A 24,882-nucleotide genomic window follows, 5' to 3' on the forward strand; every position below is an offset into this window, starting at 1 on the left:
TTGACCCGAGGACCACAACCTCCGAGCATCCTCGGGTCAAGCCCGGGGATGACGAACTCTGGAGGCTCTTCCACCACCATCACGCCACCCACCATCACCGCCCGCGATAGACGAACGGTGGCGGGACCGCCAGCGAATCGGCTTTTGCCTGCGCTGTCAGCTCACCGCGCAATGGAGAGAAGGTGCAGACGGGGTCTGTCGCTGCTGGGTCGCCAGCGAGCGCCATGGCCTGGCAGCGACAGCCGCCGAAATCGATGTGCTTGCGGTCGCATGAGCGGCAGGGTTCCTGCATCCAGTCGTCACCGCGATAGGCGTTGAAGGCGGCGCTGGCGTACCAGATTTCGGCAAGCGGCCGCTCCGTGGCGTTGTCGAAGGTGAGGCCGGCGATGGTCTCTGCCGCATGGCAGGGCAGCACCTTTCCTGAAGGCGTGACGTTGAGGCCGATGCGCGCCCAGCCGCCCATGCAGGCTTTGGGGAAACGCGCATGATGGTCGGCCGGCACATAGTCGATGACCAGCGTGCCTTCGAGCCGCTTGCGCGATGCATCGACGAAGGCGTTGGTCGCTTCCACCTGCTCCAGCGTCGGCATCAGGGCCTGCCGGTTGCGCTCCGCCCAGCCATGGAACTGCACCGTGGCAATCTCGATGCGCCGGGCGCCGAGCGCGATGGCGAGATCGAGCATGCCGCCAATCTCTTCCATATTCTGCTTGTGGCAGACGGCGTTGACCGTCAGCGGGATACCGGCTGCGCGCGTCCATTCCGCAACTGCCATCTTGCGCGCATAGCCACCCCTGTAGCCACCGACCTGATCGGCTTTTTCAGGCGTGATGCCCTGGATCGATAGTTGCAGGTGGTCGAGGCCGGCATCCGCCAGTTCGGCGATGCGAGCCTCGGTGAGGCCGACGCCCGATGTGATGAGATTGGTGTAGAGCCCGAAGCCGGCTGCAGCGCGGGTCAGCTCGACCAGATCGCGCCGCGACGCTGGCTCGCCGCCGGAGAGGTGCAAGTGCAGCACGCCCATCGCCGCCGCCTGGCGAAAGATCTCGATCCATTGTTCGGTGTTGAGCTCCGCATTGGCCCGCACCAGCTCCAGCGGGTTGGAGCAATAGGGACAGGCGAGCGGACAGCGGTGCGTAAGCTCGGCCAGCAGCGCCATCGGCGGTGGAGCTGCAATGCGGCGTGCCTCCGACATCGATTTGTCCGCTGAGAAGACGACGGTCATTGGACGATCTCCAGCATCCGGCGATTGGCGAACTCCTGCGCAAAGGCGATGATGTCGGCCAGAACCTGGTCCTTCGGAGCACCGAAATCGCGGGCAAAGCCGTCAGCGATCTGATCGAGGCTCTTCACGCCATCGAGTGCGCGGACGATGGCGACAGCGATCTCGTCGAGCGCCAGCGCCCGCTCCGGCGCAAGCAGTACCATCTGCTTGCGCACAGGATCTTCATGCAGACGCACGCCGCGTGGGAGCTTGATGACGGTTTCGGCGGTGATGGTGACTGTCTGTCGGTCGCTCACAGGCGCGGTCCTTTCGGGAGGTCGTCATCCGGCGAAAAGGCAATGACCGCCTCGCGGCCATCCCATCCGCCGGGCGGTATGCGGCCGGGCGTTACATAGGCGGAATAAAGCGCGTCGAGTTGAGACCAGAGCACATCGGTCTTGAAGGTCAGTGCCGCTGCGGCCGCATCCTGCTTTTCCAGCGTATCGGCATGGTCGAGTACATAGCCGAGCCCGAAGGCTACCTCCTCTGGTGCTTCGTTGAGACGCTGGCGAAAATAGGCGAGTGCCCGATCGTCGGCAAAGGCATAGTGCTTCAGCAATCCGGCAATGCGGTCGGCGTGGATTTTCGGTGCAAACATCTCTGTCAGCGACGAGGCGACGGCTTCCAGCATCGGCTTTTCGCGCACGAAATGCAGATAGGCGTCGACGGCGAAGCGGGTTCCGGCCAGCACACCCCTCGTCGATGCAACATAATCCGGATCGAGACCGACGGCTTCGGCAAGCTTCAGCCAACGGCGGATACCACCGCCTTCCTCGATGCCGCCATCATGATCCTCGATCCGCCGGCGCCAGGCGCGGCGCAGATCGGGGTTGTCCGAGCGAGACATGAAAGCGGCATCCTTCATGGGGATGCGGCTCTGATAGTAGAACCGGTTGATCACCCAGGCGCGCACCTGTGTCAGGCTACATTCGCCGCCGTGCAGCATGATGTGGAAAGGGTGTTTGTCATGGTATCGCTCCGCGCCGATGGCCCGCAGGCGATCTTCGAAACTGTGTCGGTCAGGTGTTTGTTGCAAGATTGATCTCCATGCCGTCATGGCCGACCTCGAAACCCGCATCATAGACTTTGTCGCGGGCAGGGCCTTGTCGCCAGATCGGATTGGTATTGTTGATATGGACGTAAATCGTTCGTCCGATGGTGACGCTCGAGAGCGCCTCCAGGCTGCCGCCGACGCCATAAATCGGCATATGACCCATGCGCCGGCCGGTCTTCTGGCCTGTACCGCTGACGAGCATCTCGTCGTCGGTAAACAGCGTGCCGTCGAAAAGCAGCAGATCGGCGCCATCGATACGGGACATGAGCTTTTCCGTGAGCGCAGCGCAGCCGGGGATGTAATAGGCGCGCTGGTTTCCTGACTTAAGTTCGATGCCGACGGTCTGTTCGCCTTCGAGGCCGACCTCCGGATTGTCGTCCTCCAGGAATAGCGGCACCTTGCCCGGCACGGGGAACAACTCCGCCGTCAATCCCGGGAGAAGCTGGAAAGGGGTGTCGAGAGCGATCGTTTGCCGCTGGACGAAAGCGGGATCGAGTGCCGAAAAAACCGGATTGCCAGACAGGATGTCGGCCAGGGCTTCCGTCATGAAGAGCCCGAATGCCTGCTTTTCCCGCAGGACAAGCAGCCCTGCGATGTGGTCGATATCGCCATTGGTGACGACAACGCTGCGGATGGGGGAGTGCCGGAGTTCGCGGGGGTGCAGGGCGCGGTTGTCCGCTATCTGCTGACGGATATCCGGCGAGGCATTGAGTATAGCCCAGTTTTCACCGTCGACGCTGACGGCAACGGAAGACTGGGTCTGCGGGCTCAGTCCGGATCCCTTGACCCGGGCCAGCCTGCAGTTTTCGCAGCCGCAATTCCATTGCGGCAGTCCGCCGCCGGCTGCGGTCCCGAGCACGAGAAAGCGCATATCTGTCAAACCCGTGCTCCGGATGCTTCAGTCCTAGAACAGGACGGGTTCGCTGCCGTCGGCCGGAGCGTAACGGTTGATTTCCATGCCGCAGCTAACTTCGATGAATTTTGGTGCATGCCATTTCATGATGGAATCTCCTGTTCGTGAATGTGAGGGCAGGGCAATCTGCTCCCAACCTTAAACTTCGCCCGGCCCGTTTCCGTTCCGAGCGACCGTGTCGAAAAAGGCAGGTCTTTCACCATCTTGGTTCACTTACCCGTGACAGGATTCCAAGTGTCCGGCTGATATAGCGTGACGCCAACGCGCCTGTCGGGTTCTGAACCAGAACCAAAAGACGACTGCCGGTGACAACTCTGACGGCAAGCGATCAAAAAGTAAATTCAAATCGATAGGGAGGCTAATAATGTCACCGCGACGCCTCCGACTTTGCCGGCAGTCCGCTGGCTACTGGAGTATCAACCGTTCTATTCCAGCGCACCGTCCGGCAGTGGGGCAGGCGTTGCCTTCTTCGGCGCGACCTTCTTGCGCACGGTCTTTGCCTTGCTGGCCTTGCTGACTTTCAGCACCCGGCCGGCTGCCTTTGCTTGTTCCAGCATCATCTCGATCTGGATTTGCTGGATCTCGGTCAGCCGCTCCCACTGGCGATTGAGCAGGTGGTCGACTTTTTCATGCAGGTGGCGGATTTCGAGCTCGGCCTTGAGGTTGACCTTGTAGTCGTTGAGCGCCCGCAAGCGGTCTTTTGCCTCCTGCCGACGCTGGCTCATCATGATGACCGGAGCCTGCAGGGCCGCGATTGTCGAGAGAATGAGGTTGAGCAGAATGAATGGATAGGCGTCAAAGGCCTGGGTGGCGCCCATGACGACATTGATGAGCATCCAGATGGCGAGAAACGCGCAGAAGGAGATGATGAAGGTCCAGCTGCCGCCGAAGGAGGCGACGACGTCGGACATGCGATCGCCGATGGACCGGTGGTCCTCGTAGTCCTCTTCGATATTCTCGGCCAGCGTGTCGTGTGTCTTCAGGCTCTCGACGACTTCGTCTTCCAGCGTCGACAATTCGCCGCGCTCGTCCTTCAGCAGTTCGGCGATGTACTGGCCGCGGTATTCGTCCATCGCCTTGCGGCTGAGATAGTCGTCGGAGCGAATGCCCGGATGCTTCTGGCGGACGAAATCGGCGAGCGACGGGCGCAGGTCGTCGAAATGCACGGCGTCCTTCTTCTTCAGGGCCGCGCCGGTAATCGCGTCGATCAGCTTGACGGATTTCGCCTTGGCCTGCGCGAGGCTCCGCGTGTAGTCGTCCATCTCGACGGTCGCGGCTTCACCCTGACCGGCGTCGAAATCAACCATGCCTTCTTCCGTCTCGATCGCATTCTCTTCAGCCATGGCGAATCCTTTCTTCGATTGTTTGTCCGTCTAGACAGGCTTCTGAACAGGATTGTGACCGAAGTCCCTCGTGCGTCAGCTCTTGATACGAGTGATGAGCACGATTTCCAGGCGACGACAAGAGGCGATGCCAACCATTGCCTGCTGTGGATTTTCTGCCACGCCGGCGACCTTGTTTCGAATGCAACCATGAGGGCCGCGCGTCGCTGATTGACGCCTGTGCCGGATGCACTATGAGCATGCGGACCGTCTTGTTTCAGCAACACTGAATGATCATTTTTCGCCGTCGGACCATGCAAGCAAGTTCCGTGCCTGACGACACGAATCGGCCATATTGGTATGACAGCGAAACGGGATGGCAGACGTGCGGCCTCCGGCCCGAATGCCTTGTTTGCCAAGGCTTTGACCTCTCAAAATTGTGATGGTCAAAAATGAGGTTCGGACCGGTGTGGACGCAACAGATCGCTGCGTGCCGCGTTATGCAGTGCGAGTGTTTCCAGAATTTCGCTTTTGGCCGCAGACGATCATCGTCGCCGGCGTGGAATGGTAGGGTTATGTCGAAGAAAAACGGAATTGTAGACTTCTCACGCCGCGCCTTTTTGCGGTCGGCAGCAACCGTCGGCGCCGTCGCTATGGCAGGCCCGGTATTTGCTCAGTCGGCAATGGACGATATCATCAATGCGCCGCGGCGCGGCTCTTGGGATGATCAGTTCGACGCCAAGTCCGCCTCCCGCACGGCCGCCGCAATGGTATCGAACACCCCGATCCTGAGTCCGGACTCGGTTTCCAACATCCAGCAGGCGATTGCCCAGTATCAGGCGATTGCCGCAAACGGCGGATGGCCGCAGATCGACGTCGGCGATAACAAGCTGCAACTCGGCGTTTCCGACCCCATCGTCGAAACGCTGCGGCAGCGCCTTGCCATCACCGGCGACCTGCCGCGCGAGGCCGGCATGTCGCCGGCGTTCGACTCCTATGTCGACGGCGCAGTGAAGCGTTTCCAGGCCCGTCACGGCCTGCCGCCAGATGGCCGTCTCGGCGAATACACCGTCAAGGCACTCAACGTGACGGCAAACGTCCGCCTTCAGCAGCTGAACACCAACCTGATCCGCCTCCAGACCTTCCCGGCAGACCTCGGTCGCCGCCACGTGATGGTCAATATTCCGGCGACCTATGTCGAGGCCGTGCAGGACGGCCAGGTGGCGCTCCGTCACATGGCGATCGTCGGCCGTATGGCGCGCCCGACCCACATCATCAACTCGAAGATCTTCGAGGTGATCCTCAATCCCTATTGGACCTCGCCGCGCTCGATCGTCGAAAAAGACATCATGCCGATCATGCGCAAGGATCCGACATACCTGGCGAAGAACAACATCCGCCTGTTCGACCCCAAGGGCACCGAAGTCGCGCCGGAATCGGTGGACTGGAATGCCGACAAGGCGCCGAACCTGATGTTCCGTCAGGATCCGGGCAAGAACAACGCCATGGCGTCTGCCAAGATCAACTTCTACAACCCGAACAACGAATATATGCACGACACGCCGGAGCAGGGCCTGTTCAACAAGCTGATGCGCTTCGACAGTTCGGGCTGTGTGCGCGTTCAGAACGTCCGCGATCTCGTCGTCTGGCTGCTTGCCGAGACGCCGGGATGGCCGCGCCAGCATATTGAAAGTGTGATCGCCAGCCGTATCAACACGCCTATCAAGCTACCCGAGGAAATTCCGGTTTATTTCGCCTATATTTCCGCCTGGGGTGCGGGCAATGGCGTGGTGCAGTTCCGCGACGACATCTATCAGCTGGACGGCAATTCCCAGCTGGCCCTGGATACGACGCAGGGCATGGAAAAGCCGGTTCAGTAAGCTCCACGATGCAATATCCGACGAAAGCCGCGCTCTCTAGCGCGGCTTTCGTGTTTCTGCGGGCAGGACACCGCGGTTTGCCCAGCAAATGTCGCGGATCGTCTTGCCCTCGCAAGGCCGCGACGCTAAGACGTCATGCATTCCAGATCCGGAGATTTGACGATGACCCATCCTTCCACCGAACCGTTCTTCAATCGCCCGCTGTCCGAGGCCGATCCTGAAATCTTCGGCGCGATCACAAAGGAACTGGGTCGTCAGCGACACGAGATCGAACTGATTGCATCCGAAAACATCGTGTCGCGCGCCGTGCTGGAAGCGCAGGGCTCGATCATGACCAACAAGTATGCCGAGGGATATCCGGGCAAGCGCTACTACGGCGGCTGCCAGTTCGTCGACATCGCCGAAGAACTGGCCATCTCGCGCGCCAAGCAGCTGTTCGGCGTCGAGTTCGCCAACGTCCAGCCGAACTCCGGCAGCCAGATGAACCAGGCTGTCTTTCTGGCGCTGCTGCAGCCGGGAGACACCTTCATGGGCCTAGACCTCAATTCGGGCGGTCACCTGACGCACGGTTCGCCGGTCAACATGTCAGGCAAGTGGTTCAACGTCGTTTCCTACGGCGTGCGCGAAGGCGACAACCTGCTCGACATGGAAGAGGTCGCCCGCAAGGCCGAAGAAACCAAGCCGAAGCTGATCATTGCCGGCGGCACGGCCTATTCCCGCACATGGGACTGGAAGCGTTTCCGCGAGATCGCAGACTCTGTCGGTGCCTACCTGATGGTCGACATGGCCCACATTGCCGGCCTCGTAGCCGGTGGCCAGCATCCGTCGCCGTTCCCTCATTGCCACGTGGCGACGACCACGACCCACAAGTCTCTTCGCGGCCCGCGTGGTGGCATGATCCTCACCAATGACGAGGGTCTGGCAAAGAAGTTCAACTCGGCCGTATTCCCGGGCCTGCAGGGCGGGCCGCTGATGCACGTCATTGCCGCCAAGGCCGTCGCATTCGGCGAAGCGCTGAAGCCGGAATTCAAGGAATACGCCGCCCAGGTGGTGAAGAACGCCAAGACGCTCGCTGAAACGCTGATGGCAGGCGGTGTCGACGTCGTCTCCGGCGGCACAGACAACCACCTGCTGCTGGTGGACCTGCGCAAGAAGAATGCCACCGGCAAGCGCGCCGAGGCAGCCCTTGGCCGCGCCTACATCACCTGCAACAAGAACGGCATCCCTTTCGATCCCGAAAAGCCTTTCGTCACCTCCGGTGTCCGTCTCGGAACGCCAGCCGGCACGACGCGCGGTTTCAAGGAAGCCGAATTCAAGGAAATCGGCAATGTCATCATCGAGGTGCTCGACGGCCTGAAGGTCGCCAACTCCGACGAAGGCAATGCCGTAGTCGAAGCTGCCGTCCGTGAGAAGGTCCTGGCCCTCACCAATCGCTTCCCGATGTACGACTACATCGGCTGAGGGATTTAAATGCGCTGCCCATATTGCGGGACCGAAGACACCCAGGTGAAGGATTCGCGTCCGGCGGAGGATAACACCTCCATCCGCCGGCGGCGCATCTGCCCGGAATGCGGCGGTCGCTTCACGACCTTCGAGCGCGTGCAGTTGCGCGAGCTGATGGTCACCAAGAAGACCGGCCGCAAGGTTCTGTTCGACCGCAACAAGCTGGTTCGTTCCTTCGAGATCGCGCTGCGGAAGCGCCCGGTCGATCGGGACCGCATCGAGCGCGCAGTCTCCGGCATCGTCCGTCGTCTGGAAAGTTCCGGCGAGACCGAGATCTCGTCCGAGCAGATCGGCCTGCAGGTTCTGGAAGCCCTGAAGACGCTCGACGATGTCGCTTTCGTCCGCTACGCGTCTGTCTATCGGGACTTTTCCCATGCCGAGGATTTCGAAAAGGTCATCGCCGAGATCAACGCGAAGATCGCCCGCGATCCACTGGACGGCTGAGCGATGACTGGCCCAAAGTCGGCAACCGATGAATTCTTCATGGCCGAGGCCATCGCCCTCGGGCGTCAGCATCTCGGCCAGACCAGCACCAACCCTTCCGTCGGCTGTGTCATCGTCAAGGATGGCAGTGTTGTCGGCAGCGCGGTGACTGCTCTCGGCGGCCGACCGCATGCAGAGCCGCAGGCTCTGGCCGCAGCAGGCGAGGCGGCCCAGGGCGCTACGGCCTACGTCACGCTCGAACCCTGTTCCCATTACGGTCGCACGCCCCCCTGTGCCAATGCGCTGATTGCAGCAGGCGTTTCGCGCGTTGTCGTCAGCGTCGGTGATCCCGATGCCCGCGTCGCGGGTCGCGGTCTCCAGATGCTGCGGGCCGCCGGCATTACTGTCGAGACCGGCGTATTGGAGACGGAGGGCCGCCGGTCGATGGCTGGCTACCTCATGCGGCAGACTCAAGGCCGACCCTATGTCACTGTCAAGCTTGCAGTTTCCGCCGATGGCATGATCGGCAAGGCAGGCGCGGGACAGGTTGCGATCACAGGCCCGCAAGCCCGCGCCGCAGTCCAGCTTCTGCGCGCCGAGAGCGATGCCATCCTTGTCGGCATCGGCACCGCCATTGCAGACGATCCGCTGCTGACCTGCCGGGCGCCGGGTCTCGAACACCGCTCTCCTATTCGGGTGGTGCTTGATCGGAGGCTTGAACTGCCGCTGTCCTCGAACCTGGCAAAGACTGCCGGGGAGGTACCTGTGATTTCGGTTGGGCTCGTCAATGACGAGGACCGGCGCGCGGCTCTCCGGGATGCAGGGATCGAGATCCTCGATCAGGATCCGACAGATCTGGCGATGCTGCTGACGACGCTCGGCGGTCGCGGCATATCCTCGCTGCTGGTGGAGGGCGGCGCTAAGACCATCCGCAGTTTTCTCGCGGCCAGCCTCGTCGACCGCATCCTGCTATTTCAAGCACCCATCACCATCGGTAAGGGCGGCCTTGCATCGCCGGTTCAAAGCACCGATATCCCTGCAGGCTTCACCCATGTCGGCACCGAAGTCTACGGCGACGATCGCTGCGAAACCTATGAGAGAGACATCTGATGTTTACCGGAATTGTCACCGATATCGGCACCGTCGAAGAAGTTTCCCCCATGCAAGAGGGCATCAAGCTTCGCATCGCCACCATCTACGATCCGCAGACCATCGCCATGGGCGCATCGATCTCCCATTCGGGCATCTGCCTGACGGTGACCGGTCTTCCCGAAGGCGGAAGCAACGATCGCTGGTTCGAGGTGGAAGCCTGGGAAGAGGCCCTTCGCCTGACAACGGTTGGCACCTGGACGGCAGGCACCCGCATCAATCTCGAGCGCTCCCTGAAGATCGGTGATGAGCTCGGCGGCCACATCGTCTCCGGCCATATCGACGGCAAGGCCGAGATCTTGTGGGTTACAGAGGAGGGCGAGGCCACCCGTTATCGCCTGCGCGCACCAGAGCACCTCGCCAAATTCGTGGCGCCGAAGGGCTCGATTGCCCTAGACGGCACATCGCTCACCGTCAACGCCGTCGATGGCACCGATTTCGATGTTCTGCTCATCCGCCACACGCTCGAGGTCACCACCTGGGGCGAGCGCAAGGCCGGCGATTTCGTCAATTTCGAAGTCGACACCATGGCGCGATACGCCGCGCGACTGGCCGAGTTTCCGGCAGCGCAAGCGGGTTGAGGCCTGCGGCCATCATCAAACCGCTACCTTTTCGCTGCATTTTCGTAATCTTGGCGTAAGAAAGCTGCGTTAGGCGCTGCGGGTGCGCGAGATCAACGCGCACTTTTGAAAACTGCGGCATCGATGGGATCCGACCTTTTGCATCCATGTCTGCCTCATCTGCGTCGTAGCGTCGACGCCGTGTAACGGAAAAGCAGGAAATTCAATGTCCATCGAATCCTTGTCACCAGTCCGAGCCGGTCGCGCTATGCGATACGACAGCTGGACCATCGCCCTGCACTGGTTCTCGGCATTGCTCGTCATCGCCCTGTTCGCCTCGGCCATCACCTGGGATTACCTGCCGAGGGGCACGCCGCTTCGTAAATCGCTGCAGTCCCTGCATATTTCGATGGGCATCCTGCTCAGCGTCATCTTCATCGCGCGCGTCTTCTGGCGTTCGACCGGTGGCCGCAAGCTCGCCGCGCTGGAAACCGGTATCCAGCGCATCCTGTCGAAGAGTGTCCACCATCTGCTCTACCTCCTGCTGGCGGCGCAGATTGTGCTCGGCTATCTCTTCCGGTGGGCGCAGGGCGAGCCGTTCATGTTCTTCGGCCTGTTTTCGATCCCCAATCCTATCGGGGAGAACAAGGAACTGGGCCACTGGTATTCCTCGACACATTATTACGTGGGCTGGACGATTATCATCCTTGCATGTGGACACGCCGTTGCTGCTCTCGCGCACCATTACCTGATGCGCGACGGTGTGCTGAGACGGATGTTGCCGGCACGTGTCTGAGCCTTAAAGGCGGCGCGCACGTTCCAGCAGCGTGACCTCGGAGCCGAGGTAGGAAGTGGTGGTGACCTTTTCGAAACCGAGCTTCTCGGCCACCCGCAGGGAAGCACCGTGCTCCAAAGCGATGATGCAGGTCATGCGCTGCTCGGGGAAACGCTCCCGGCCCCAGGCCATCATCGCCGAGACCGCCTCGGTCGCATAGCCCTTGCCATGAAAGGCGGAGTTCAGCACCCAACCTGTCTCCAGCGTTCCCGCGATCGACGGTGTCATGTCACGCATTGCCTCCAGGAACCCGGCTTCGCCGATAAACACGCCGCTTTCTTTTTCTTCGATGGCCCAGAAGCCGAAACCCAGCATCTGCCAACTCCCCGCATAGCGAAGCAGCCGCGCCCAGCTTTGCTCACGCGAAAACGGCACCCCGCCGATGAAGCGGACCACGGCAGGGTCGGCCCACAGTGCGGTACAGGCCTCGAGATCGTCGAGCCGGTGCGCCCGCAGGACCAGACGCTCGGTGACCATCACCGGCACATTGCCATCAGCGGCCGCCATGCTCATGCGCCGGGGTCCCCGTCCCAGTAATCCACATGGCTCTCCTCCCGGCCGACGAAGCGGAAGCTCTTCGTTATGGCGTCGCCGGCCCGCGTCTTTGCCATGAACTTTCCGGAATCGGGATACTCGCAGATCTCGGTCCTCGCCATCGTCGACACAGCGATGAAGACGAGGGGCACGTCGCCGGTGTTGATCAACTGGTGCGCCGTTTCCGGGCCGCCCGCTGGAGCTCCAAGCACGTCGCCGGCCTTGACCGTAATCCGCCGCGCACCGAACCGGTAGTCGCCCTGACCGGACAGGATGATGAACGCCTCGTCCTCGACATGGTGGTTGTGGAACGGGCAGCCGGACTTGCCGGGCGGGACGATGTTGTAACTCATGCCCAGTTGCTTCAGCCCGATTATTGCCCCGAAGGAAGCGTCGCTGCCGCCGTAATATTCGCCCTGTTGCCAGTCTTCCAGCGGCAGCGCGTCGAGGCTGACGGCAACCTTGTCTGTGTCTGTCATACATAACTCCCTGTGGTGGACCAGATTAGCTGAACCCGTTAAGAGCGGGAAGGGCAGTCTTGCGCGGTTCCGGGCGCTCTATTGCCTGTCTGAGACCGAAAAACACTTGCCAACCGCGATACGGCATGGTTTGACGCCCGCCATGTCAGGCGTTCGCGCCACTCAAGATCCAGGTGCCGTATGTCCAGCTCATCCAATGCTCATATTCTGATTATCGAAGCCCGCTTCTATGACGATATGGCCGATGCGCTTCTCGACGGCGCCAAGCATGCGCTCGAAGAAGCCGGCGCAACCTACGACATCATCACCGTGCCCGGCGCGCTGGAAATTCCGGCGACCATCGCCATGGCGCTTGACGGCGCCGACAATGGCGGCACGGCCTATGACGGTTTCGTTGCGCTCGGCATGGTCATTCGTGGCGAAACCTACCATTTCGATATCGTTTCCAACGAGTCGTCGCGCGCATTGATGGATCTGTCCGTCAGCGAGTCGCTCGCCATCGGCAACGGCATCCTCACCGTCGAAAACGACGAACAGGCCTGGAGCCGCGCTCGCCGCAGCGACAAGGACAAGGGTGGCTTTGCCGCCCGCGCCGCCTTGACGATGATTTCCGTCAAGCAAAAGCTGGGTGCCTGAGCGATGAGCAACGAGGAAGTCGAGCGCCCGGTCAAGACCGCCAACCAGCGTGGCGCCGCGCGTCTTGCCGCAGTACAGGCGCTCTACCAGATGGATATAGGCGGCAGCGGCGTGCTCGAGGTCGTTGCCGAATACGAGGCGCATCGCCTCGGACAGGAAGTCGACGGCGAAACCTACCTCAAGGCCGATGCCTCCTGGTTCCGCTCGATCGTATCGGGTGTGGTACGCGAGCAGACGCATCTCGATCCACTGATCGGCCAGGCGCTGCAGGACGACTGGGCCTTGTCGCGTCTCGACAGCACGGTGCGTGCCATCCTGCGTGCAGGCACATTCGAAATCGTCGATCGCAAGGATGTACCGGTGGCCGTCATCGTCACCGAATACGTCGAGATCGCCCAGGCATTCTTCGGCGACGACGAGCCCAAGCTCGTCAACGCGGTGCTCGACCGCATCGCCAAGCAAGTCCGGGTCGAGACGAAGAAGTGATTCTCGCCTGAGTCGCCGTAGTAGTTCGAAAATCTACCCCTGCGCGCCGCTTCTTCGTCATCCCATCCGGCTTTTTCAGCCCTGATTTGGCTCGCTTTGCAGGATCGTCGGCGCTCCCGTGCATAACGACGGCTGTTTTTGCCACCCATGGCTTTTTGCCTACCGCCCGTCTTGACGCGCGGTTGTCCCGCACGCAATCTCGCCTTCCGCAAAGGCCGCTATCCTTGGAGGAGGTGGCGACCGATGCCTTTTGCGGCCGGGGGAGACAAGCGCCGGCTTTTTGGGAGGGAAGATCGAATGCTTATACTTTTTGGCGTCATTGCATGTGGGGTGCTGTCGCTGCTCTATGCGGGATGGGCGACCCGCTCGGTGCTTGCCGCCGACCAGGGCAATGCGCGAATGCAGGAAATTGCCGGCTATATTCGCGAAGGCGCGCAGGCCTATCTGACGCGCCAATATAAAACCATTGCCATCGTAGGCCTCGTCGTCTTCTTCGCCGCCTGGTGGCTGCTTTCGGGCGAGGCGGCGATCGGCTTCCTAATCGGCGCAGTGCTCTCCGGCGCCGCCGGCTTCATCGGTATGCACGTCTCGGTGCGCGCCAATGTCCGCACCGCACAGGCGTCGTCTGTTAGCTTGTCGGCAGGCCTCGATATCGCTTTCAAATCCGGCGCGATCACCGGCATGCTGGTGGCCGGTCTCGCTCTGCTCGGCGTCTCCGTCTACTATGGCGTCCTCACCGGCATTCTCGGTCACGATCCCGGCTCGCGAGATGTCGTCGATGCGCTGGTCGCACTCGGCTTCGGCGCCTCGCTGATCTCGATCTTTGCCCGCCTCGGCGGCGGTATCTTCACGAAGGGCGCCGATGTCGGTGGCGATCTTGTCGGCAAGGTGGAGGCCGGCATTCCGGAGGATGACCCGCGCAATCCCGCGACCATCGCTGATAACGTAGGCGATAATGTCGGCGATTGCGCCGGCATGGCGGCCGACCTGTTCGAGACCTATGCCGTCTCCGTCGTCGCCACCATGGTGCTGGCTTCGATCTTCTTTGCAGGCAGCGCCATCCTGCCGGTCGCCATGGTCTATCCGCTCGCCATCTGCGGCACCTGCATCATCACCTCGATCATCGGCACTTTCTTCGTCAAGCTCGGCCCCAACGGTTCTATCATGGGCGCGCTCTACAAGGGCCTGGTTGCCACCGGGCTGCTGTCGATCGCAGGGCTCGCCGTCGCGACATCGGTCACCATCGGCTGGGGCTCGATCGGAACAGTCGGCGGCGTCGATGTCTCCGGCCTCAACCTCTTCTACTGCGGTCTCGTCGGTCTGCTTGTTACGGCCCTCATCGTCGTCATCACCGAATACTACACCGCGACAGGCAAGCGCCCGGTGGTCTCCATCGCCCAGGCGTCGGTGACTGGTCACGGAACCAACGTCATCCAGGGACTGGCTGTTTCGCTCGAATCGACGGCGCTGCCGGCCATCGTCATCATCGGCGGCATCGTTGCCACCTACCAGCTCGGTGGCCTTTTCGGCACCGGCATCGCCGTCACGGCAATGCTGGGCCTCGCCGGAATGATCGTCGCGCTCGACGCTTTCGGTCCGGTCACCGACAATGCCGGCGGCATTGCCGAAATGGCCCATCTGCCGCCTGAGGTCCGCAAATCTACCGATGCGCTGGATGCGGTCGGCAATACGACCAAGGCCGTCACCAAGGGCTATGCCATCGGATCTGCCGGCCTCGGCGCCCTCGTGCTGTTTGCCGCCTATTCCAACGACCTGAAATATTTCGCCGCCCATGGCGACCTGTTTCCCTACTTCGCCAACATGGGGGCGATTTCCTTCGATCTCGCCAATCCCTACGTTGTCGCCGGACTGCTCTTCGGCGGCATGATTCCCTACCTGTTCGGCGGCATCGCCATGACAGCGGTCGGCCGCGCCGCCGGTGCCATCGTCGAGGAAGTACGCCGGCAATTTCGCGAAAAGCCCGGCATCATGCTCGGCACCGAGCGCCCGGATTACGGTCGGGCCGTGGATATCCTGACGAAGGCGGCCATCCGCGAGATGATCGTCCCTTCGCTGCTGCCGGTGCTGGCGCCAGTCGTGGTCTATTTCGGAGTGCTGCTGATATCGGGGTCGAAGGCCTCGGCCTTTGCGGCGTTGGGTGCCTCGCTGCTCGGCGTCATCATCAACGGCCTGTTCGTCGCCATCTCGATGACATCGGGCGGCGGGGCATGGGACAATGCCAAGAAGTCGTTCGAGGATGGTTTCGTCGACAAGGACGGTGTGCGGCACATGAAGGGGTCGGAGGCACACATGGCCTCTGTGACTGGCGATACCGTTGGCGATCCCTACAAGGATACGGCCGGTCCCGCCGTCAACCCGGCGATCAAGATCACCAACATCGTCGCCCTGCTGCTGCTGGCGGTGCTGGCTCGGTCAGCCTGATACAACAAAAAGCCCGCGGCGCATGAGTGCGTCGCGGGCTTCGTCTTGTTTGGTGGGCTTATTGGCCCGGGTTGACGGTGTTCAGCAGGTTCTTGGCGCCATTGGCACCCGTGCCGCTGCCCATCAGGACCTGCTGCAGGAAGGTCATGTCCTTGCCGCCTGTTGGCGTCGTGCGCGAAATCATGTCGAACGGCTTGCCGTCCTTCAGCGAGTAGTTCGCCCGCTGCTTCACGACACCGTCCGTGTCGAAGTAGATCGCCAGGATCGACTGGGCGACCAGGTGCGGCTTCATGAAGGCCACCGGGCGCGTACGCTTCTGGGAGATGTAATAAAACACCTCGCCGTCGAACGTCGCCGTCGTCGATGGCGTGCCCAGCGACAGCAGCACCTGCTCGCGGCTGGAACCGACCGGCACCAGATCGAGCGACTGCTGGTCGAAGATGTAGCCGCCATTCATGACGTCACCGGTCTGGCAGCCTGCAATCCCTGCGGTGGCAATCAGCAGGGCGATGGTGGCGCCCCGGATGAAAGTTCTGTCCGACTTGAAATCCCGTCGCGTCAACGACATCTCCCTATCTATCAATCCTGCGGCCGACCGCCCGGAACACTTGCTGCGCACATCATTATGGCGTTTCCGCGATATGCGGAAAATCCGGTGATGGACGAATGGCCCTGAAGCGACTGTCGTGGCACCAGGGCCGGACAGATCGGGCGGTTCCCGCAAGGGCACCAACGGCATTGCAATTCGCGCCTGCTTCGGTAAACCAGCTTTTTGACGGATGCAACAAGGGCCGGCGCCATGCGGCGCGCCGAATGGGCCAATTCTGGGAAATTCGATGATCTTCGGGCTCTTTGCCAAAAAGAATCACAATCGGACGATCGTCGAGCGGCAATATGCGGCCCTGACCGCTGCAGCCCGCCAGCCCGGCTTTTATGCCGTGCTGGACGTCCCGGACACGGTGATGGGCCGTTTCGAAATGCTGTCGGCCGTCATGATCCTGTTTTTTCGCCGCACCCGGTCGTCTCGGACCAGCGGCCAGGAGATTGCCCAGGAAATTGTCGATGCATTCTTCCAGGATATCGACTATTCGATCCGGGAACTCGGCGTCGGCGACAACGGCGTGCCGAAGCGGATGAAGAAACTGGCCGGCATGTTTTACGGTCGTCTCGAATCCTACGCTGCGGCGATGGACAGCAACGATCGTGAGGCACTCGCGCAGGCGCTACGCCGCAACATATATCCCGAACCGCGCGACGATGCGCCTGACATGCTGGGATTGGCCGACTGGATGATGTCGGCGGAAAACCATCTGTCGGGCATTTCGGAAGCGGAAATTGCCACAGGCTCGGCGTCACTGCCGGTGCCGGCATAGGAGGCAAAGATGAAGAACAAGACGGCGACAGCCGAAAACCCGTTTTCCTACAACGTCAAGGTTGGGCATATTTCGCTCAATCCGATCGAGGTGCGTCTCGAAGCCGACGAGGCTGAACGCACGGGCCTGGCTGCTCTGTGGAATGTCGTCTCGGTCGACGATCTCAAGGCCGAGCTGAAGATCTCCCGCTGGAAGCGCGATGGCGTCAGGGTGAGGGGCACTGTCAAGGCGCGGATCGTTCAGGAGTGCGTCGTGTCGCTCGACCCGGTCGCATCCGAGATCGACGAGGAGTTCGACCAGCTGTTCGTTCCAGAGGGATCGAAGCTCGCCCGCGTCCCGGTTCAGCCCTCAGGCGAATTGGTGCTCAACCCCGACGGTGACGACCTGCCCGAGACCTTTGTCGGCGATGTCATCGATGCCGGCTCTATCGTCACGGAATTTGCTGCAATGGGCATCGAACCCTATCCGCGCAAGCCCGGTCTGGACTTCGAGGACCATATCGAGGATACCGCCGACAATGACGTCAAACCGTCAGCATTTGCTGCTCTAAAGAACTGGAAGAAGGAATAGGCTTCCGCGGCCCCTTCGGCACAATTCAGTTGTAAGGCAAATGAAAAACGGTATTTTGGCCGAAATTTCGCCAAATGTGGCGGAAAAAAAGGATCAGTCAGGCGTGATCAGAATTTCTCTCGACCTTATGGGTGGCGACTTCGGCCCTGGAGTTGTCATCCCCGGTGCTGCCAAGGCGCTGGAAAGGCACCCGGAAATCTCCTTCCTGCTCTATGGCCGGAAAGACCTTTGCCAACCGCTGATCGACAAGTTTCCCAAGCTCAAGGCAAAGTCCGTATTCTACGATTGCGAAGTCGCAGTCGCCATGGACGAGAAGCCCAGCCAGGCGCTGCGTCGCGGTCGCAATGTCTCGAGCATGTGGCGCTCGATCGAAGCGGTGAAGCTCGGCGAGGCCGACGTTATCGTGTCCGCCGGCAACACCGGCGCGCTGATGGCGATGTCGAAGTTCTGCCTGCGCACCATGGCCAACATCGAACGGCCCGCTATTGCTGCGATCTGGCCGACGCTGCGCGGCGAGAGCATCGTACTCGACGTCGGCGCGACCATCGGTGCCGATTCGCAGCAGTTGCTGGATTTTGCCCTGATGGGCGGCGCCATGGCGCGTGCGCTGTTCGAGGTGGAACGACCGACGGTCGGGCTGCTGAACGTCGGTGTCGAGGAGATGAAGGGACAGGAAGAGGTCAAGGATGCCGGCCGCCTGATCCGCGAGGCCAATCTCGAATCGCTGGAATATTTCGGCTTCGTCGAAGGCGATGACATCGGCAAGGGCACCGTCGACGTCGTTGTGACCGAGGGCTTTTCCGGCAACATCGCCCTGAAGACGGCGGAAGGAACAGCCAAGCAGATCGCCGGCTATTTGCGCTCGGCGATGAACCGGACCCTGATGGCCCGCATCGGCTATCTTTTCGCCAAGGGTGCTTTCGACATGCTGCGTGAAAAGCTCGATCCGAGCAAGGTCAATGGCGGCGTGTTCCTCGGCCTCAACGGCATCGTCATCAAGAGCCATGGCGGCGCCACCGCTGACGCCTTCGCAGCAGCTATCGACGTCGGCTACGATATGGCCAAAAACGGCCTCACTCAGAAAATAGAAAACGATCTCAAGAGATATCATGCCATGCGTCTGCCGCCCATCGGGCCGGAAGCTGTCATGAGCGACGAGGTATAATCAGCATGATCCGTTCAGTAGTCCGCGGCTTCGGGGCAGCGCTTCCGAAGCGCGTGATGACCAATCGCGAAATGGAAACCGTCGTCGATACGTCCGATGACTGGATTGTCCAACGCACCGGCATCCGCCAGCGATACATCGCCGGAGATGGTGAGACCACCGCATCGCTCGGCGAAGCCGCTGCCCGTGCTGCGCTCGACAATGCCGGCCTGACGGTCGCTGACATCGACCTGATCATCCTTGCCACCTCGACGCCGGACAACACCTTTCCAGCGACTGCGGTCAATATCCAGAACCGTCTGGGCATGCACCACGGCTTCGCATTCGACCTTCAGGCGGTCTGCAGCGGTTTCGTCTATGCCGTCACCACTGCCGATGCCTACATACGCGGCGGCCTTGCCAACCGTGTGCTGGTGATCGGTGCAGAGACCTTCTCGCGCATCCTCGACTGGAACGACCGCACCACCTGCGTGCTGTTCGGAGACGGGGCAGGCGCGCTGATTCTGGAAAAGGCTGAAGGCGAGGGCACTGTTGCGGATCGCGGCGTGCTGACTGCCAGTCTGCGCTCTGATGGGGCACACAAGGACAAGCTCTTCGTCGACGGCGGGCCATCCTCGACGGGCTCCGTCGGCAAGCTGCGCATGGAAGGCCGCGAGGTCTTCAAATATGCGGTCGGAATGATCACCGATGTCATCGTTGCCGCTTTCGAGGCCACCGGCACCACTGCCGACGATCTCGACTGGCTGGTGCCGCACCAGGCCAACCGCCGCATCATCGACGGTTCCGCGAGGAAGCTCGGCATTCCGCCGGAGAAGGTCGTCATCACCGTCGATCTTCACGGAAATACCTCGGCTGCCTCCATTCCGCTGGCGCTTGCGACTGCTGCCGGAGACGGGCGGATCAAGAAGGGCGATCTGGTGATGCTGGAAGCCATGGGCGGCGGGTTTACCTGGGGTGCGGTGTTGCTGCGTTGGTAGCGGCCAAACCCAAATTCCGATTCCGAACAAGAGCTTGACCGTTCGGCGCAAGGGCAATACTCTCTCGCGGCGACCACAATTCCAGAACACGATGGGCGGGGAACCATGACCGGTAAGACAGTCACGCGGGCAGACTTGGCAGAGTCGGTGTTCCGGAAGGTCGGCCTGTCCCGTACCGAATCCGCGGAACTGGTCGAAACCGTGATCGACGAGATCTGCAACGCCATCGTGCGGGGCGAAATCGTCAAGCTTTCGTCGTTTGCGACGTTCCAGGTGCGCGACAAGAACGAGCGCATCGGCCGCAATCCGAAGACGGGCGAGGAAGTGCCGATATCGCCGCGCCGGGTGATGACATTCAAAGCATCCAACGTGCTGAAGACCCGCATCCTCAAGGCCCATACGAGCCGCAAGACCAAGGTCAAGCCCGCAGCGCCCGTGGCCTGAACGGGCTAACCGCTTTTGCAGCGGGCATCTTCGATCAATTTTCCAACACATATTTTCGCATAATGCTGGTGTTCATTGTGTAACACCCGCAGACTGCACTTGAAATGCGTGTCGCAAACCTTTGAAATATAGCGATTCGTTACCAGATGGCGAGAATGGTCGTGCAGGGAGAGTGACGTTGGACAAAAGCCCGGATGCTTTCCGCACCATCAGCGAAGTCGCTGACGATCTCGATCTCCCCCAGCACGTTCTTCGCTTCTGGGAAACCCGCTTCCTGCAGATCAAGCCGATGAAGCGGGGCGGCGGCCGCCGCTATTACCGGCCGGAAGACGTCGATCTGCTAAAGGGCATCCGCCATCTTCTCTACGACCACGGCTACACGATCAAGGGCGTCCAGAAGCTTCTGAAGACGAATGGCAACAAGTTCGTGATCGCGGTCGGCAGTGGCGACCTTGCCAGCGTCGAGGCGCTTGCTGCTGCGGTACAGGAGCCGGCTCCGTCCGAACCACGGGTCAGCACCGCCGAGGAAGACCAGATCGTCGGCCGCGCCAAGACTCCGACCAGCCGTCGGTTCTTCAATTTCGGAGGCGGCGAAGAGGGCGCTCCGGAGATTTCACTGGGCGGGTCGACTGTGGGCAAGGAAGATCGTGCGCTGTTGCAGGAAGCGCTGTACGATCTGCTGGAATGCAAGCGTCTACTCGATCAGGTTCGCTGACCGGAGGCCTCAGCCGATGTTGAGGCTGGTAAGGGCGGCTTCCAGCTGGTGTAGCTGGTAGGGCTTGTTGAGCAGCTGACGACCGCTGCCTTCCATGCCCTCGGGCAGGACGCCGTAGCCGGTGGCAAAGATATAGGGCTTGTTCTTCTCATCGAGCAGACGTGCAACCGGCAGCGAGCTCTTACCTGCCAGAGACACGTCGAGAATAGCTGCATCGAAGGCGCCACCCTTCGCCATTTCAAGCGCGTCTTCCAAATCCGCTGCCGTACCGGCAACCGCGTAGTCGAGTTCCGAAAGCATATCTTCCAAAAGCATGGCGATGAGCGCATCGTCTTCTACGACCAGAATTCTGCGGTGTGTCACGAATATGTGTTCCCCTGTTCAACCCTACCAGCAGCTTATTTGGCTTGAAACGACGGGGTGTCAAGGTCCGTTAGCGGACCGTCTGCTTTTTCGGTGGCACACATCTATGTCATGTAGCGGAGCTATGCCCCGCCTGGAACGAAATGCTGAGCCGGAATACCGCCTCGAAAACAAAACGGACGCCTTAGGCGCCCGTCGCAAACTGTCGCGGATTTCACTCTACCGGAAAACCGGGCGCCGCTGGGCGTTCATCAGCAGTTCGTGTTCGAGCGCGAAGGGCCCTAGAAGCGCCAACAACTTGTCTTCCTCAGTCTTGTCCAGCCGGTAGCGCCGGGCAAATTCGGAAACGCTCCACACGCGCCTGTTGGCGGCGTTCTCGATTGTCTTGCTGTCGATATAAGTGCTCATGGTACCAGTCCTCCTGTAGCCCACCTCGCTAACGTCGAATCCTGGGGAATGTTCCTGACGGGAGGCGACGAATTCCCCCGTTGCCGCCGGGCTTGCACCCCGTGGAGGCCTATGGCATCCGTGGACCATGACACTGGAAACTGTAAGACGCTTTTTCGAAGCCAATGCGCCAGACCTGACGATTATCGAAACGGCCGAAAGCTCCGCTACCGTTGCCATGGCCGCTGCTGCTCACGGCGTGGAACCTGGCCAGATCGCCAAGACGATTTGCCTGAGGGTCGGCGACAAGGTCATCCTTGTCGTCATGAGCGGTACTGCGAGGCTGGACAACAAGAAGAGCCGCGAGGCGCTCGGCGCCAAGCCCCGGATGCTGGATTTGGAAGATGTGGCAACACTGACGGGACATCCCGTCGGTGGCGTCTGCCCGTTTGGTCTCGCAACGGACTTGCCCATTTACTGCGATGTATCGTTGCAGGCCTACGCGGAAGTTCTTCCGGCGGCCGGGGCGACAAACTCGGCAGTGAGATTGTCGCCGCAGCGAATGGTAGATCTCACCGGTGCTCAGTGGGTCGACGTCTGCCAGTAATTTGGTTGTTGCCTAGTTAGCGCCAGAAGCGCTGGCGGCTGTTAACGCCGGAAGAGTGTCCGAGCGCGTAGCCGAGACCGAATGCGATGGCACCGATGGTCACCAGCAGCGCAGTCGCCGTGTGCGGGTGTTCGACCGCCGCTGCTGATACGGCGCTTGCCTCGTCCTTCAGGCCAGAAACGACAGCCTTTGCCTTTTCGGCGACGCTGTCGGAAGGCTCTACGGGCGTGCCGGTAAAGCCGGCGTGGAGGTCTTCGTCGTTCTTTGCCATCTTCTTCTCCTGTGTTGCAGAAAAACAGCCAAGTGGCTGCGAAGTTCCGATAGCAACGTCATTCGGCAACGTCATTCGATGGACTGCCCGCGCGAACGCGGGCAGTCCGGGCGATTAACGGCAAACGCGCGTCTTGCGGACTACTAGCTGGCCATGGTGACGCACTTTTGTCACCTTGACGTAGCAGTGACGGCGTGGGGGATGATGCCAGCCGCGGTGCATCGGCCGTTCGCGCGTCGTCACGGTGGTGACCGTGTCGGCATATGAGGCCGGTGCGAATGACACGATGGAAGTCACTGCGATTGCAGCAGCTATGATCAGGTTTTTCATGGGATTTCCTCCATTTGGATTGGCGACGGGAAACGCGGGCCTGGCCTCGTTCGTTCCCCCTCGCGAGTGGATTTTATGCGACGATCTCAGTAGTCGTCGTAGTGGCGGTGGTGGTGCCATCTCCGGTCACCCCAATAGGGTGGCGGCGGGCGATGGTGACCGTAGAAACGCGGTGGCGGTGGCGGCAAACGGCGCCAGCCGTTGCGTCGGCAATCGCCCCACGGCGTCTGGTGGAAGCCGGGACCGCAGACGTAATCCACCTGCACGACGACGGTCGGGGCCTTGGCGATCGAGACCGCAGGCATTGCGCTCGCGCCTGTCGCGAACAAACCGCCGACCAGAATTGCAGAGGCAATAATCATGTTCTTCATCAAACTTCCTCCTATTGGACGGCTTATTTAGCGACCGCAGGTCTGAACGGCTGATGAACCGAGTTAGGCCATTTCCGGGCAAAAATCGGGCATTCTGGGAGCGCCCTGATACGGCTGCCGACAGGAATCTCGCGCCCCTCACAAATTCATTCGGCACCCGGCATTTTTTCGCTTGCGTCCAGAAAGTCGAAAGACTAATCAGACCAAGCCTTTTAGGCAGGTCGGGGCGTAGCGCAGCCCGGTAGCGCACTTGACTGGGGGTCAAGGGGTCGCAGGTTCAAATCCTGTCGCCCCGACCAATTATCTCCTTGATATCCCTGGTAAAATCACAAAAAAACCTCAGGCTGGCTGCTTCACCGTAGCGCGGTCCATGCCATGCCGGCGAGCGCGCAGGCTATCATCGTCGTGACAACGGAAGCTTTGAAGCGGAAAATCGCGATGGCCGCTGCCAGCGACAAAGTCATGGCGGGAATGGCTGCCGAGGCTAAAATCGGGATTTCGAGGCTGACAGGGCCGATGCCTGCCCGGACTGCTCCGAAAAGCGTATGGACGGCAAACCAGATCGCCAGGTTGAGGATGACGCCGACCACTGCAGCTGTTATCGCCGACATGGCGGCGGAAAGAGCGACATTGCTGCGCATGCGCTCGATGAACGGCGCACCGAGGAAGATCCAGAGAAAGCACGGCACAAAGGTTACCCACGTCGTCAGAATGGCGGCCAGCGTTGCCGCGAGCATTGGGTTCAGGCTCCCCGGATTGCGCAGGGCGCCCATGAAGCCGACGAACTGTGTCACCATGATCAGCGGGCCTGGGGTCGTTTCGGCCATGCCGAGCCCGTCGAGCATTTCCCCGGGTTTCAGCCATCCGTAGTGCTGCACGGCCTCCTGTGCCACATAGGCAAGCACCGCATAGGCGCCACCGAAGGTGACGACCGCCATCTTGCTGAAGAAGACGCCAATCTGGGTAAAGACATTGTCCGCGCCCAAGAGGACATGAAGAAGGATCACCGGTCCGAGCCACAGGGTGAGAAAGACGATGGCTATTCGCAAGGACCAGCCGACGTCAGGACGTGCGTGCTCTGGGGTGTCCTCCCCAAGCGCGGAGTCTGCATCCGGCATAACCCGCCCGGAGCCCGATCGGTGGCCGCTATCGATCCGGAACCAGCCAAGTCCCGCCCGTGATCCGGCATAGCCAGCGAGGCCGGCCGCAACGATGATCAGCGGGAACGGCACATGGAAGGCTGCGATCGCCACGAACGCCGTGGCAGCGATGGCGATCATTGCGGGGTTTTTCAGCGCCCGTCCGCCAATCCGCAGGACTGCCTGGACGACGACCGCAAGAACCGCCGCCTTCAGGCCGAAAAACAGGCCGGCCACCATGCCGGCATCCCCGAAGGCGGCGTAGAGATAGCTGAGGCCAAGGATTGCCACGAAACCGGGAAGTACGAACAGCGTGCCTGCGACAAGCCCGCCAGCCGTGCGGTGGAGGAGCCAGCCTAGATAGATCGCCAATTGCTGTGCTTCCGGGCCAGGCAGCAGCATGCAGTAGTTCAAGGCATGCAGGAAGCGCGCTTCACCGACCCAGCGTTTCTCCTCGACGATAATCCGGTGCATCAGCGCAATCTGTCCGGCCGGGCCCCCGAAGCTCAGGGCGGCGATCCGAGCCCACACCAGCAGCGCCTCGCCAAAGGCAATGCCGTGCGCTGGGGGACTGTCGGGAGCCACGACTATGACGCGATCTGCCAAGGTTCAACTCTTCCGGCAGCGTATGGCGATAGAGGTGCCGGCAAGGTGGGACCCTTGTCTCCGCCCAATGATCCAGATCTGCAGGGG

31 protein-coding genes and 1 tRNA gene are annotated in these 24,882 nt (G+C 61.1%); 17 read left to right on the forward strand and 15 right to left on the reverse strand.

Annotated elements, in window-relative coordinates; translation table 11 throughout:
• Nucleotides 1-94 precede the first annotated feature (94 nt).
• From pqqE to J5289_RS08660, 6 genes are all read right to left on the reverse strand, one after another.
• Nucleotides 95-1,222, reverse strand: a complete 1,128-nt coding sequence (gene pqqE, locus J5289_RS08635) for a pyrroloquinoline quinone biosynthesis protein PqqE (protein ID WP_209183396.1) — start codon at nucleotides 1,220-1,222, stop codon at nucleotides 95-97.
• Entirely contained in the window at nucleotides 1,219-1,518 is a 300-nt protein-coding gene (gene pqqD / locus J5289_RS08640) for a pyrroloquinoline quinone biosynthesis peptide chaperone PqqD (RefSeq protein ID WP_209183398.1), read from the reverse strand. The genes pqqE and pqqD overlap by 4 nt, the downstream gene beginning before the upstream one ends.
• A complete protein-coding gene (gene pqqC, locus J5289_RS08645; RefSeq protein ID WP_374108275.1) occupies nucleotides 1,515-2,318 on the reverse strand; it encodes a pyrroloquinoline-quinone synthase PqqC in 804 nt (267 codons plus the stop codon). The genes pqqD and pqqC overlap by 4 nt, the downstream gene beginning before the upstream one ends.
• Nucleotides 2,281-3,186 (reverse strand): pyrroloquinoline quinone biosynthesis protein PqqB, encoded by a 906-nt coding sequence (gene pqqB / locus J5289_RS08650; protein WP_209184092.1) that lies wholly within the window; start codon nucleotides 3,184-3,186, stop codon nucleotides 2,281-2,283. Before pqqB ends, pqqC begins: the two co-directional genes overlap by 38 nt.
• A 33-nt stretch (nucleotides 3,187-3,219) precedes the next feature.
• Nucleotides 3,220-3,315, reverse strand: coding sequence for a pyrroloquinoline quinone precursor peptide PqqA (gene pqqA / locus J5289_RS08655; RefSeq protein ID WP_111220508.1), 96 nt, complete (start codon nucleotides 3,313-3,315; stop codon nucleotides 3,220-3,222).
• Between the two features lie 338 nt (nucleotides 3,316-3,653).
• Nucleotides 3,654-4,571, reverse strand: a complete 918-nt coding sequence (locus J5289_RS08660; protein WP_209183402.1) for a DUF1003 domain-containing protein — start codon at nucleotides 4,569-4,571, stop codon at nucleotides 3,654-3,656.
• Between the two features lie 554 nt (nucleotides 4,572-5,125).
• On the opposite strand from J5289_RS08660, the gene J5289_RS08665 reads away from it, so the two are divergent.
• The 6 genes from J5289_RS08665 (at nucleotide 5,126) to J5289_RS08690 (ending at nucleotide 10,861) form a co-directional block, all read left to right on the forward strand.
• Entirely contained in the window at nucleotides 5,126-6,430 is a 1,305-nt protein-coding gene (locus J5289_RS08665; protein ID WP_142829584.1) for a murein L,D-transpeptidase, read from the forward strand.
• 162 nt (nucleotides 6,431-6,592) lie between these two features.
• The gene (gene glyA, locus J5289_RS08670) at nucleotides 6,593-7,891 is read left to right on the forward strand and encodes a serine hydroxymethyltransferase (RefSeq protein WP_209183404.1); all 1,299 of its coding nucleotides are present in this window, start codon (nucleotides 6,593-6,595) and stop codon (nucleotides 7,889-7,891) included.
• Nucleotides 7,892-7,900: 9 nt separating this feature from the next.
• The gene (gene nrdR, locus J5289_RS08675; RefSeq protein WP_111220512.1) at nucleotides 7,901-8,377 is read left to right on the forward strand and encodes a transcriptional regulator NrdR; all 477 of its coding nucleotides are present in this window, start codon (nucleotides 7,901-7,903) and stop codon (nucleotides 8,375-8,377) included.
• Between the two features lie 3 nt (nucleotides 8,378-8,380).
• On the forward strand, nucleotides 8,381-9,466 hold the full coding sequence (ribD, locus tag J5289_RS08680) for a bifunctional diaminohydroxyphosphoribosylaminopyrimidine deaminase/5-amino-6-(5-phosphoribosylamino)uracil reductase RibD (protein ID WP_209183406.1): 1,086 nt from the start codon (nucleotides 8,381-8,383) through the stop codon (nucleotides 9,464-9,466).
• Nucleotides 9,466-10,086: a riboflavin synthase gene (locus J5289_RS08685; RefSeq protein ID WP_209183408.1), complete on the forward strand. Its 621-nt coding sequence runs from the start codon at nucleotides 9,466-9,468 to the stop codon at nucleotides 10,084-10,086. Before ribD ends, J5289_RS08685 begins: the two co-directional genes overlap by 1 nt.
• Nucleotides 10,087-10,291: 205 nt before the next feature.
• The gene (locus tag J5289_RS08690) at nucleotides 10,292-10,861 is read left to right on the forward strand and encodes a cytochrome b (protein ID WP_209183410.1); all 570 of its coding nucleotides are present in this window, start codon (nucleotides 10,292-10,294) and stop codon (nucleotides 10,859-10,861) included.
• A gap of 3 nt (nucleotides 10,862-10,864) precedes the next feature.
• Here the strand turns inward: J5289_RS08690 and J5289_RS08695 are convergent, their stop codons facing one another.
• Nucleotides 10,865-11,413 carry a GNAT family N-acetyltransferase gene (locus J5289_RS08695; RefSeq protein ID WP_209183412.1) on the reverse strand — a complete coding sequence of 183 codons (549 nt, stop codon included), beginning with the start codon at nucleotides 11,411-11,413 and terminating at the stop codon, nucleotides 10,865-10,867.
• On the reverse strand, nucleotides 11,410-11,913 hold the full coding sequence (locus tag J5289_RS08700; RefSeq protein ID WP_209183415.1) for a cupin domain-containing protein: 504 nt from the start codon (nucleotides 11,911-11,913) through the stop codon (nucleotides 11,410-11,412). The genes J5289_RS08695 and J5289_RS08700 overlap by 4 nt, the downstream gene beginning before the upstream one ends.
• 180 nt (nucleotides 11,914-12,093) lie before the next feature.
• On the opposite strand from J5289_RS08700, the gene ribH reads away from it, so the two are divergent.
• The 3 genes from ribH to J5289_RS08715 all read left to right on the forward strand — a co-directional run bounded on the left by ribH (nucleotide 12,094) and on the right by J5289_RS08715 (nucleotide 15,477).
• Nucleotides 12,094-12,549 (forward strand): 6,7-dimethyl-8-ribityllumazine synthase, encoded by a 456-nt coding sequence (gene ribH / locus J5289_RS08705; protein ID WP_142829572.1) that lies wholly within the window; start codon nucleotides 12,094-12,096, stop codon nucleotides 12,547-12,549.
• 3 nt (nucleotides 12,550-12,552) lie between these two features.
• The gene (gene nusB / locus J5289_RS08710; protein ID WP_111220519.1) at nucleotides 12,553-13,035 is read left to right on the forward strand and encodes a transcription antitermination factor NusB; all 483 of its coding nucleotides are present in this window, start codon (nucleotides 12,553-12,555) and stop codon (nucleotides 13,033-13,035) included.
• 297 nt (nucleotides 13,036-13,332) lie between these two features.
• On the forward strand, nucleotides 13,333-15,477 hold the full coding sequence (locus tag J5289_RS08715; protein ID WP_209183417.1) for a sodium-translocating pyrophosphatase: 2,145 nt from the start codon (nucleotides 13,333-13,335) through the stop codon (nucleotides 15,475-15,477).
• A gap of 58 nt (nucleotides 15,478-15,535) precedes the next feature.
• On the opposite strand, the gene J5289_RS08720 is transcribed toward J5289_RS08715, so the two are convergent.
• Complete coding sequence (locus J5289_RS08720) at nucleotides 15,536-16,045, reverse strand: outer membrane protein assembly factor BamE (RefSeq protein ID WP_209183419.1); 510 nt, start codon at nucleotides 16,043-16,045, stop codon at nucleotides 15,536-15,538.
• A gap of 211 nt (nucleotides 16,046-16,256) precedes the next feature.
• Here J5289_RS08720 and J5289_RS08725 point away from each other — a divergent pair, with 211 nt between their 5' ends.
• The 6 genes from J5289_RS08725 to J5289_RS08750 all read left to right on the forward strand — a co-directional run bounded on the left by J5289_RS08725 (nucleotide 16,257) and on the right by J5289_RS08750 (nucleotide 20,721).
• Nucleotides 16,257-16,850, forward strand: a complete 594-nt coding sequence (locus tag J5289_RS08725) for a ubiquinol-cytochrome C chaperone family protein (protein WP_209183421.1) — start codon at nucleotides 16,257-16,259, stop codon at nucleotides 16,848-16,850.
• Between the two features lie 9 nt (nucleotides 16,851-16,859).
• Nucleotides 16,860-17,420, forward strand: coding sequence for a DUF177 domain-containing protein (locus J5289_RS08730; RefSeq protein WP_209183423.1), 561 nt, complete (start codon nucleotides 16,860-16,862; stop codon nucleotides 17,418-17,420).
• A 103-nt stretch (nucleotides 17,421-17,523) separates the two neighbouring features.
• Nucleotides 17,524-18,585 (forward strand): phosphate acyltransferase PlsX, encoded by a 1,062-nt coding sequence (gene plsX / locus J5289_RS08735; RefSeq protein WP_142829565.1) that lies wholly within the window; start codon nucleotides 17,524-17,526, stop codon nucleotides 18,583-18,585.
• Between the two features lie 5 nt (nucleotides 18,586-18,590).
• Nucleotides 18,591-19,562, forward strand: a complete 972-nt coding sequence (locus J5289_RS08740; RefSeq protein WP_209183425.1) for a beta-ketoacyl-ACP synthase III — start codon at nucleotides 18,591-18,593, stop codon at nucleotides 19,560-19,562.
• Nucleotides 19,563-19,667: 105 nt separating this feature from the next.
• A complete protein-coding gene (locus tag J5289_RS08745; RefSeq protein WP_111220525.1) occupies nucleotides 19,668-20,006 on the forward strand; it encodes an integration host factor subunit alpha in 339 nt (112 codons plus the stop codon).
• Between the two features lie 172 nt (nucleotides 20,007-20,178).
• Nucleotides 20,179-20,721 (forward strand): MerR family transcriptional regulator, encoded by a 543-nt coding sequence (locus J5289_RS08750; protein WP_142829561.1) that lies wholly within the window; start codon nucleotides 20,179-20,181, stop codon nucleotides 20,719-20,721.
• A gap of 9 nt (nucleotides 20,722-20,730) precedes the next feature.
• Here J5289_RS08750 and J5289_RS08755 read toward each other — a convergent pair whose 3' ends face one another.
• Together J5289_RS08755 and J5289_RS08760 are read right to left on the reverse strand one after the other, a co-directional pair.
• Nucleotides 20,731-21,036: a response regulator gene (locus J5289_RS08755; RefSeq protein WP_247749066.1), complete on the reverse strand. Its 306-nt coding sequence runs from the start codon at nucleotides 21,034-21,036 to the stop codon at nucleotides 20,731-20,733.
• A 267-nt stretch (nucleotides 21,037-21,303) separates the two neighbouring features.
• The gene (locus tag J5289_RS08760) at nucleotides 21,304-21,492 is read right to left on the reverse strand and encodes a hypothetical protein (protein ID WP_209183427.1); all 189 of its coding nucleotides are present in this window, start codon (nucleotides 21,490-21,492) and stop codon (nucleotides 21,304-21,306) included.
• Between the two features lie 127 nt (nucleotides 21,493-21,619).
• Here J5289_RS08760 and J5289_RS08765 point away from each other — a divergent pair, with 127 nt between their 5' ends.
• Nucleotides 21,620-22,078 (forward strand): YbaK/EbsC family protein, encoded by a 459-nt coding sequence (locus tag J5289_RS08765; RefSeq protein ID WP_209183428.1) that lies wholly within the window; start codon nucleotides 21,620-21,622, stop codon nucleotides 22,076-22,078.
• A 16-nt stretch (nucleotides 22,079-22,094) separates the two neighbouring features.
• Here the strand turns inward: J5289_RS08765 and J5289_RS08770 are convergent, their stop codons facing one another.
• The 3 genes from J5289_RS08770 to J5289_RS08780 all read right to left on the reverse strand — a co-directional run bounded on the left by J5289_RS08770 (nucleotide 22,095) and on the right by J5289_RS08780 (nucleotide 23,050).
• Nucleotides 22,095-22,349, reverse strand: coding sequence for a hypothetical protein (locus J5289_RS08770; RefSeq protein ID WP_209183430.1), 255 nt, complete (start codon nucleotides 22,347-22,349; stop codon nucleotides 22,095-22,097).
• 114 nt (nucleotides 22,350-22,463) lie between these two features.
• Complete coding sequence (locus J5289_RS08775) at nucleotides 22,464-22,679, reverse strand: hypothetical protein (RefSeq protein WP_209183432.1); 216 nt, start codon at nucleotides 22,677-22,679, stop codon at nucleotides 22,464-22,466.
• An 86-nt stretch (nucleotides 22,680-22,765) separates the two neighbouring features.
• The gene (locus J5289_RS08780) at nucleotides 22,766-23,050 is read right to left on the reverse strand and encodes a GCG_CRPN prefix-to-repeats domain-containing protein (RefSeq protein WP_209183434.1); all 285 of its coding nucleotides are present in this window, start codon (nucleotides 23,048-23,050) and stop codon (nucleotides 22,766-22,768) included.
• Between the two features lie 222 nt (nucleotides 23,051-23,272).
• Here J5289_RS08780 and J5289_RS08785 point away from each other — a divergent pair.
• Nucleotides 23,273-23,349, forward strand: a tRNA-Pro gene (locus J5289_RS08785).
• A gap of 54 nt (nucleotides 23,350-23,403) precedes the next feature.
• Here J5289_RS08785 and chrA read toward each other — a convergent pair.
• Complete coding sequence (gene chrA, locus J5289_RS08790) at nucleotides 23,404-24,795, reverse strand: chromate efflux transporter (RefSeq protein ID WP_209206588.1); 1,392 nt, start codon at nucleotides 24,793-24,795, stop codon at nucleotides 23,404-23,406.
• Nucleotides 24,796-24,882 lie beyond the last annotated feature (87 nt).

It is taken from the genome of Rhizobium sp. B230/85, from assembly GCF_019355735.1.
Lineage (GTDB): Bacteria > Pseudomonadota > Alphaproteobacteria > Rhizobiales > Rhizobiaceae > Rhizobium > Rhizobium rhododendri.

What these genes read in the sequence shown, in the direction of transcription:
- J5289_RS08775 (WP_209183432.1), bottom strand. Translation starts at nt 22,679, where the DNA reads ATGAAAAACCTGATCATAGCTGCTGCAATCGCAGTGACTTCCATCGTG.
- J5289_RS08730 (WP_209183423.1), top strand. Translation starts at nt 16,860, where the DNA reads ATGAAGAACAAGACGGCGACAGCCGAAAACCCGTTTTCCTACAACGTC.
- J5289_RS08740 (WP_209183425.1), top strand. Translation starts at nt 18,591, where the DNA reads ATGATCCGTTCAGTAGTCCGCGGCTTCGGGGCAGCGCTTCCGAAGCGC.
- J5289_RS08660 (WP_209183402.1), bottom strand. Translation starts at nt 4,571, where the DNA reads ATGGCTGAAGAGAATGCGATCGAGACGGAAGAAGGCATGGTTGATTTC.
- nusB (WP_111220519.1), top strand. Translation starts at nt 12,553, where the DNA reads ATGAGCAACGAGGAAGTCGAGCGCCCGGTCAAGACCGCCAACCAGCGT.
- J5289_RS08755 (WP_247749066.1), bottom strand. Translation starts at nt 21,036, where the DNA reads ATGCTTTTGGAAGATATGCTTTCGGAACTCGACTACGCGGTTGCCGGT.
- ribD (WP_209183406.1), top strand. Translation starts at nt 8,381, where the DNA reads ATGACTGGCCCAAAGTCGGCAACCGATGAATTCTTCATGGCCGAGGCC.
- J5289_RS08765 (WP_209183428.1), top strand. Translation starts at nt 21,620, where the DNA reads ATGACACTGGAAACTGTAAGACGCTTTTTCGAAGCCAATGCGCCAGAC.
- J5289_RS08780 (WP_209183434.1), bottom strand. Translation starts at nt 23,050, where the DNA reads ATGAAGAACATGATTATTGCCTCTGCAATTCTGGTCGGCGGTTTGTTC.
- pqqC (WP_374108275.1), bottom strand. Translation starts at nt 2,318, where the DNA reads ATGACGGCATGGAGATCAATCTTGCAACAAACACCTGACCGACACAGT.
- J5289_RS08760 (WP_209183427.1), bottom strand. Translation starts at nt 21,492, where the DNA reads ATGAGCACTTATATCGACAGCAAGACAATCGAGAACGCCGCCAACAGG.
- pqqB (WP_209184092.1), bottom strand. Translation starts at nt 3,186, where the DNA reads ATGCGCTTTCTCGTGCTCGGGACCGCAGCCGGCGGCGGACTGCCGCAA.
- J5289_RS08700 (WP_209183415.1), bottom strand. Translation starts at nt 11,913, where the DNA reads ATGACAGACACAGACAAGGTTGCCGTCAGCCTCGACGCGCTGCCGCTG.
- J5289_RS08725 (WP_209183421.1), top strand. Translation starts at nt 16,257, where the DNA reads ATGCAACAAGGGCCGGCGCCATGCGGCGCGCCGAATGGGCCAATTCTG.
- J5289_RS08745 (WP_111220525.1), top strand. Translation starts at nt 19,668, where the DNA reads ATGACCGGTAAGACAGTCACGCGGGCAGACTTGGCAGAGTCGGTGTTC.
- J5289_RS08690 (WP_209183410.1), top strand. Translation starts at nt 10,292, where the DNA reads ATGTCCATCGAATCCTTGTCACCAGTCCGAGCCGGTCGCGCTATGCGA.
- J5289_RS08715 (WP_209183417.1), top strand. Translation starts at nt 13,333, where the DNA reads ATGCTTATACTTTTTGGCGTCATTGCATGTGGGGTGCTGTCGCTGCTC.
- ribH (WP_142829572.1), top strand. Translation starts at nt 12,094, where the DNA reads ATGTCCAGCTCATCCAATGCTCATATTCTGATTATCGAAGCCCGCTTC.
- J5289_RS08685 (WP_209183408.1), top strand. Translation starts at nt 9,466, where the DNA reads ATGTTTACCGGAATTGTCACCGATATCGGCACCGTCGAAGAAGTTTCC.
- glyA (WP_209183404.1), top strand. Translation starts at nt 6,593, where the DNA reads ATGACCCATCCTTCCACCGAACCGTTCTTCAATCGCCCGCTGTCCGAG.
- J5289_RS08695 (WP_209183412.1), bottom strand. Translation starts at nt 11,413, where the DNA reads ATGAGCATGGCGGCCGCTGATGGCAATGTGCCGGTGATGGTCACCGAG.
- J5289_RS08770 (WP_209183430.1), bottom strand. Translation starts at nt 22,349, where the DNA reads ATGGCAAAGAACGACGAAGACCTCCACGCCGGCTTTACCGGCACGCCC.
- J5289_RS08720 (WP_209183419.1), bottom strand. Translation starts at nt 16,045, where the DNA reads ATGTCGTTGACGCGACGGGATTTCAAGTCGGACAGAACTTTCATCCGG.
- pqqA (WP_111220508.1), bottom strand. Translation starts at nt 3,315, where the DNA reads ATGAAATGGCATGCACCAAAATTCATCGAAGTTAGCTGCGGCATGGAA.
- nrdR (WP_111220512.1), top strand. Translation starts at nt 7,901, where the DNA reads ATGCGCTGCCCATATTGCGGGACCGAAGACACCCAGGTGAAGGATTCG.
- J5289_RS08665 (WP_142829584.1), top strand. Translation starts at nt 5,126, where the DNA reads ATGTCGAAGAAAAACGGAATTGTAGACTTCTCACGCCGCGCCTTTTTG.
- pqqE (WP_209183396.1), bottom strand. Translation starts at nt 1,222, where the DNA reads ATGACCGTCGTCTTCTCAGCGGACAAATCGATGTCGGAGGCACGCCGC.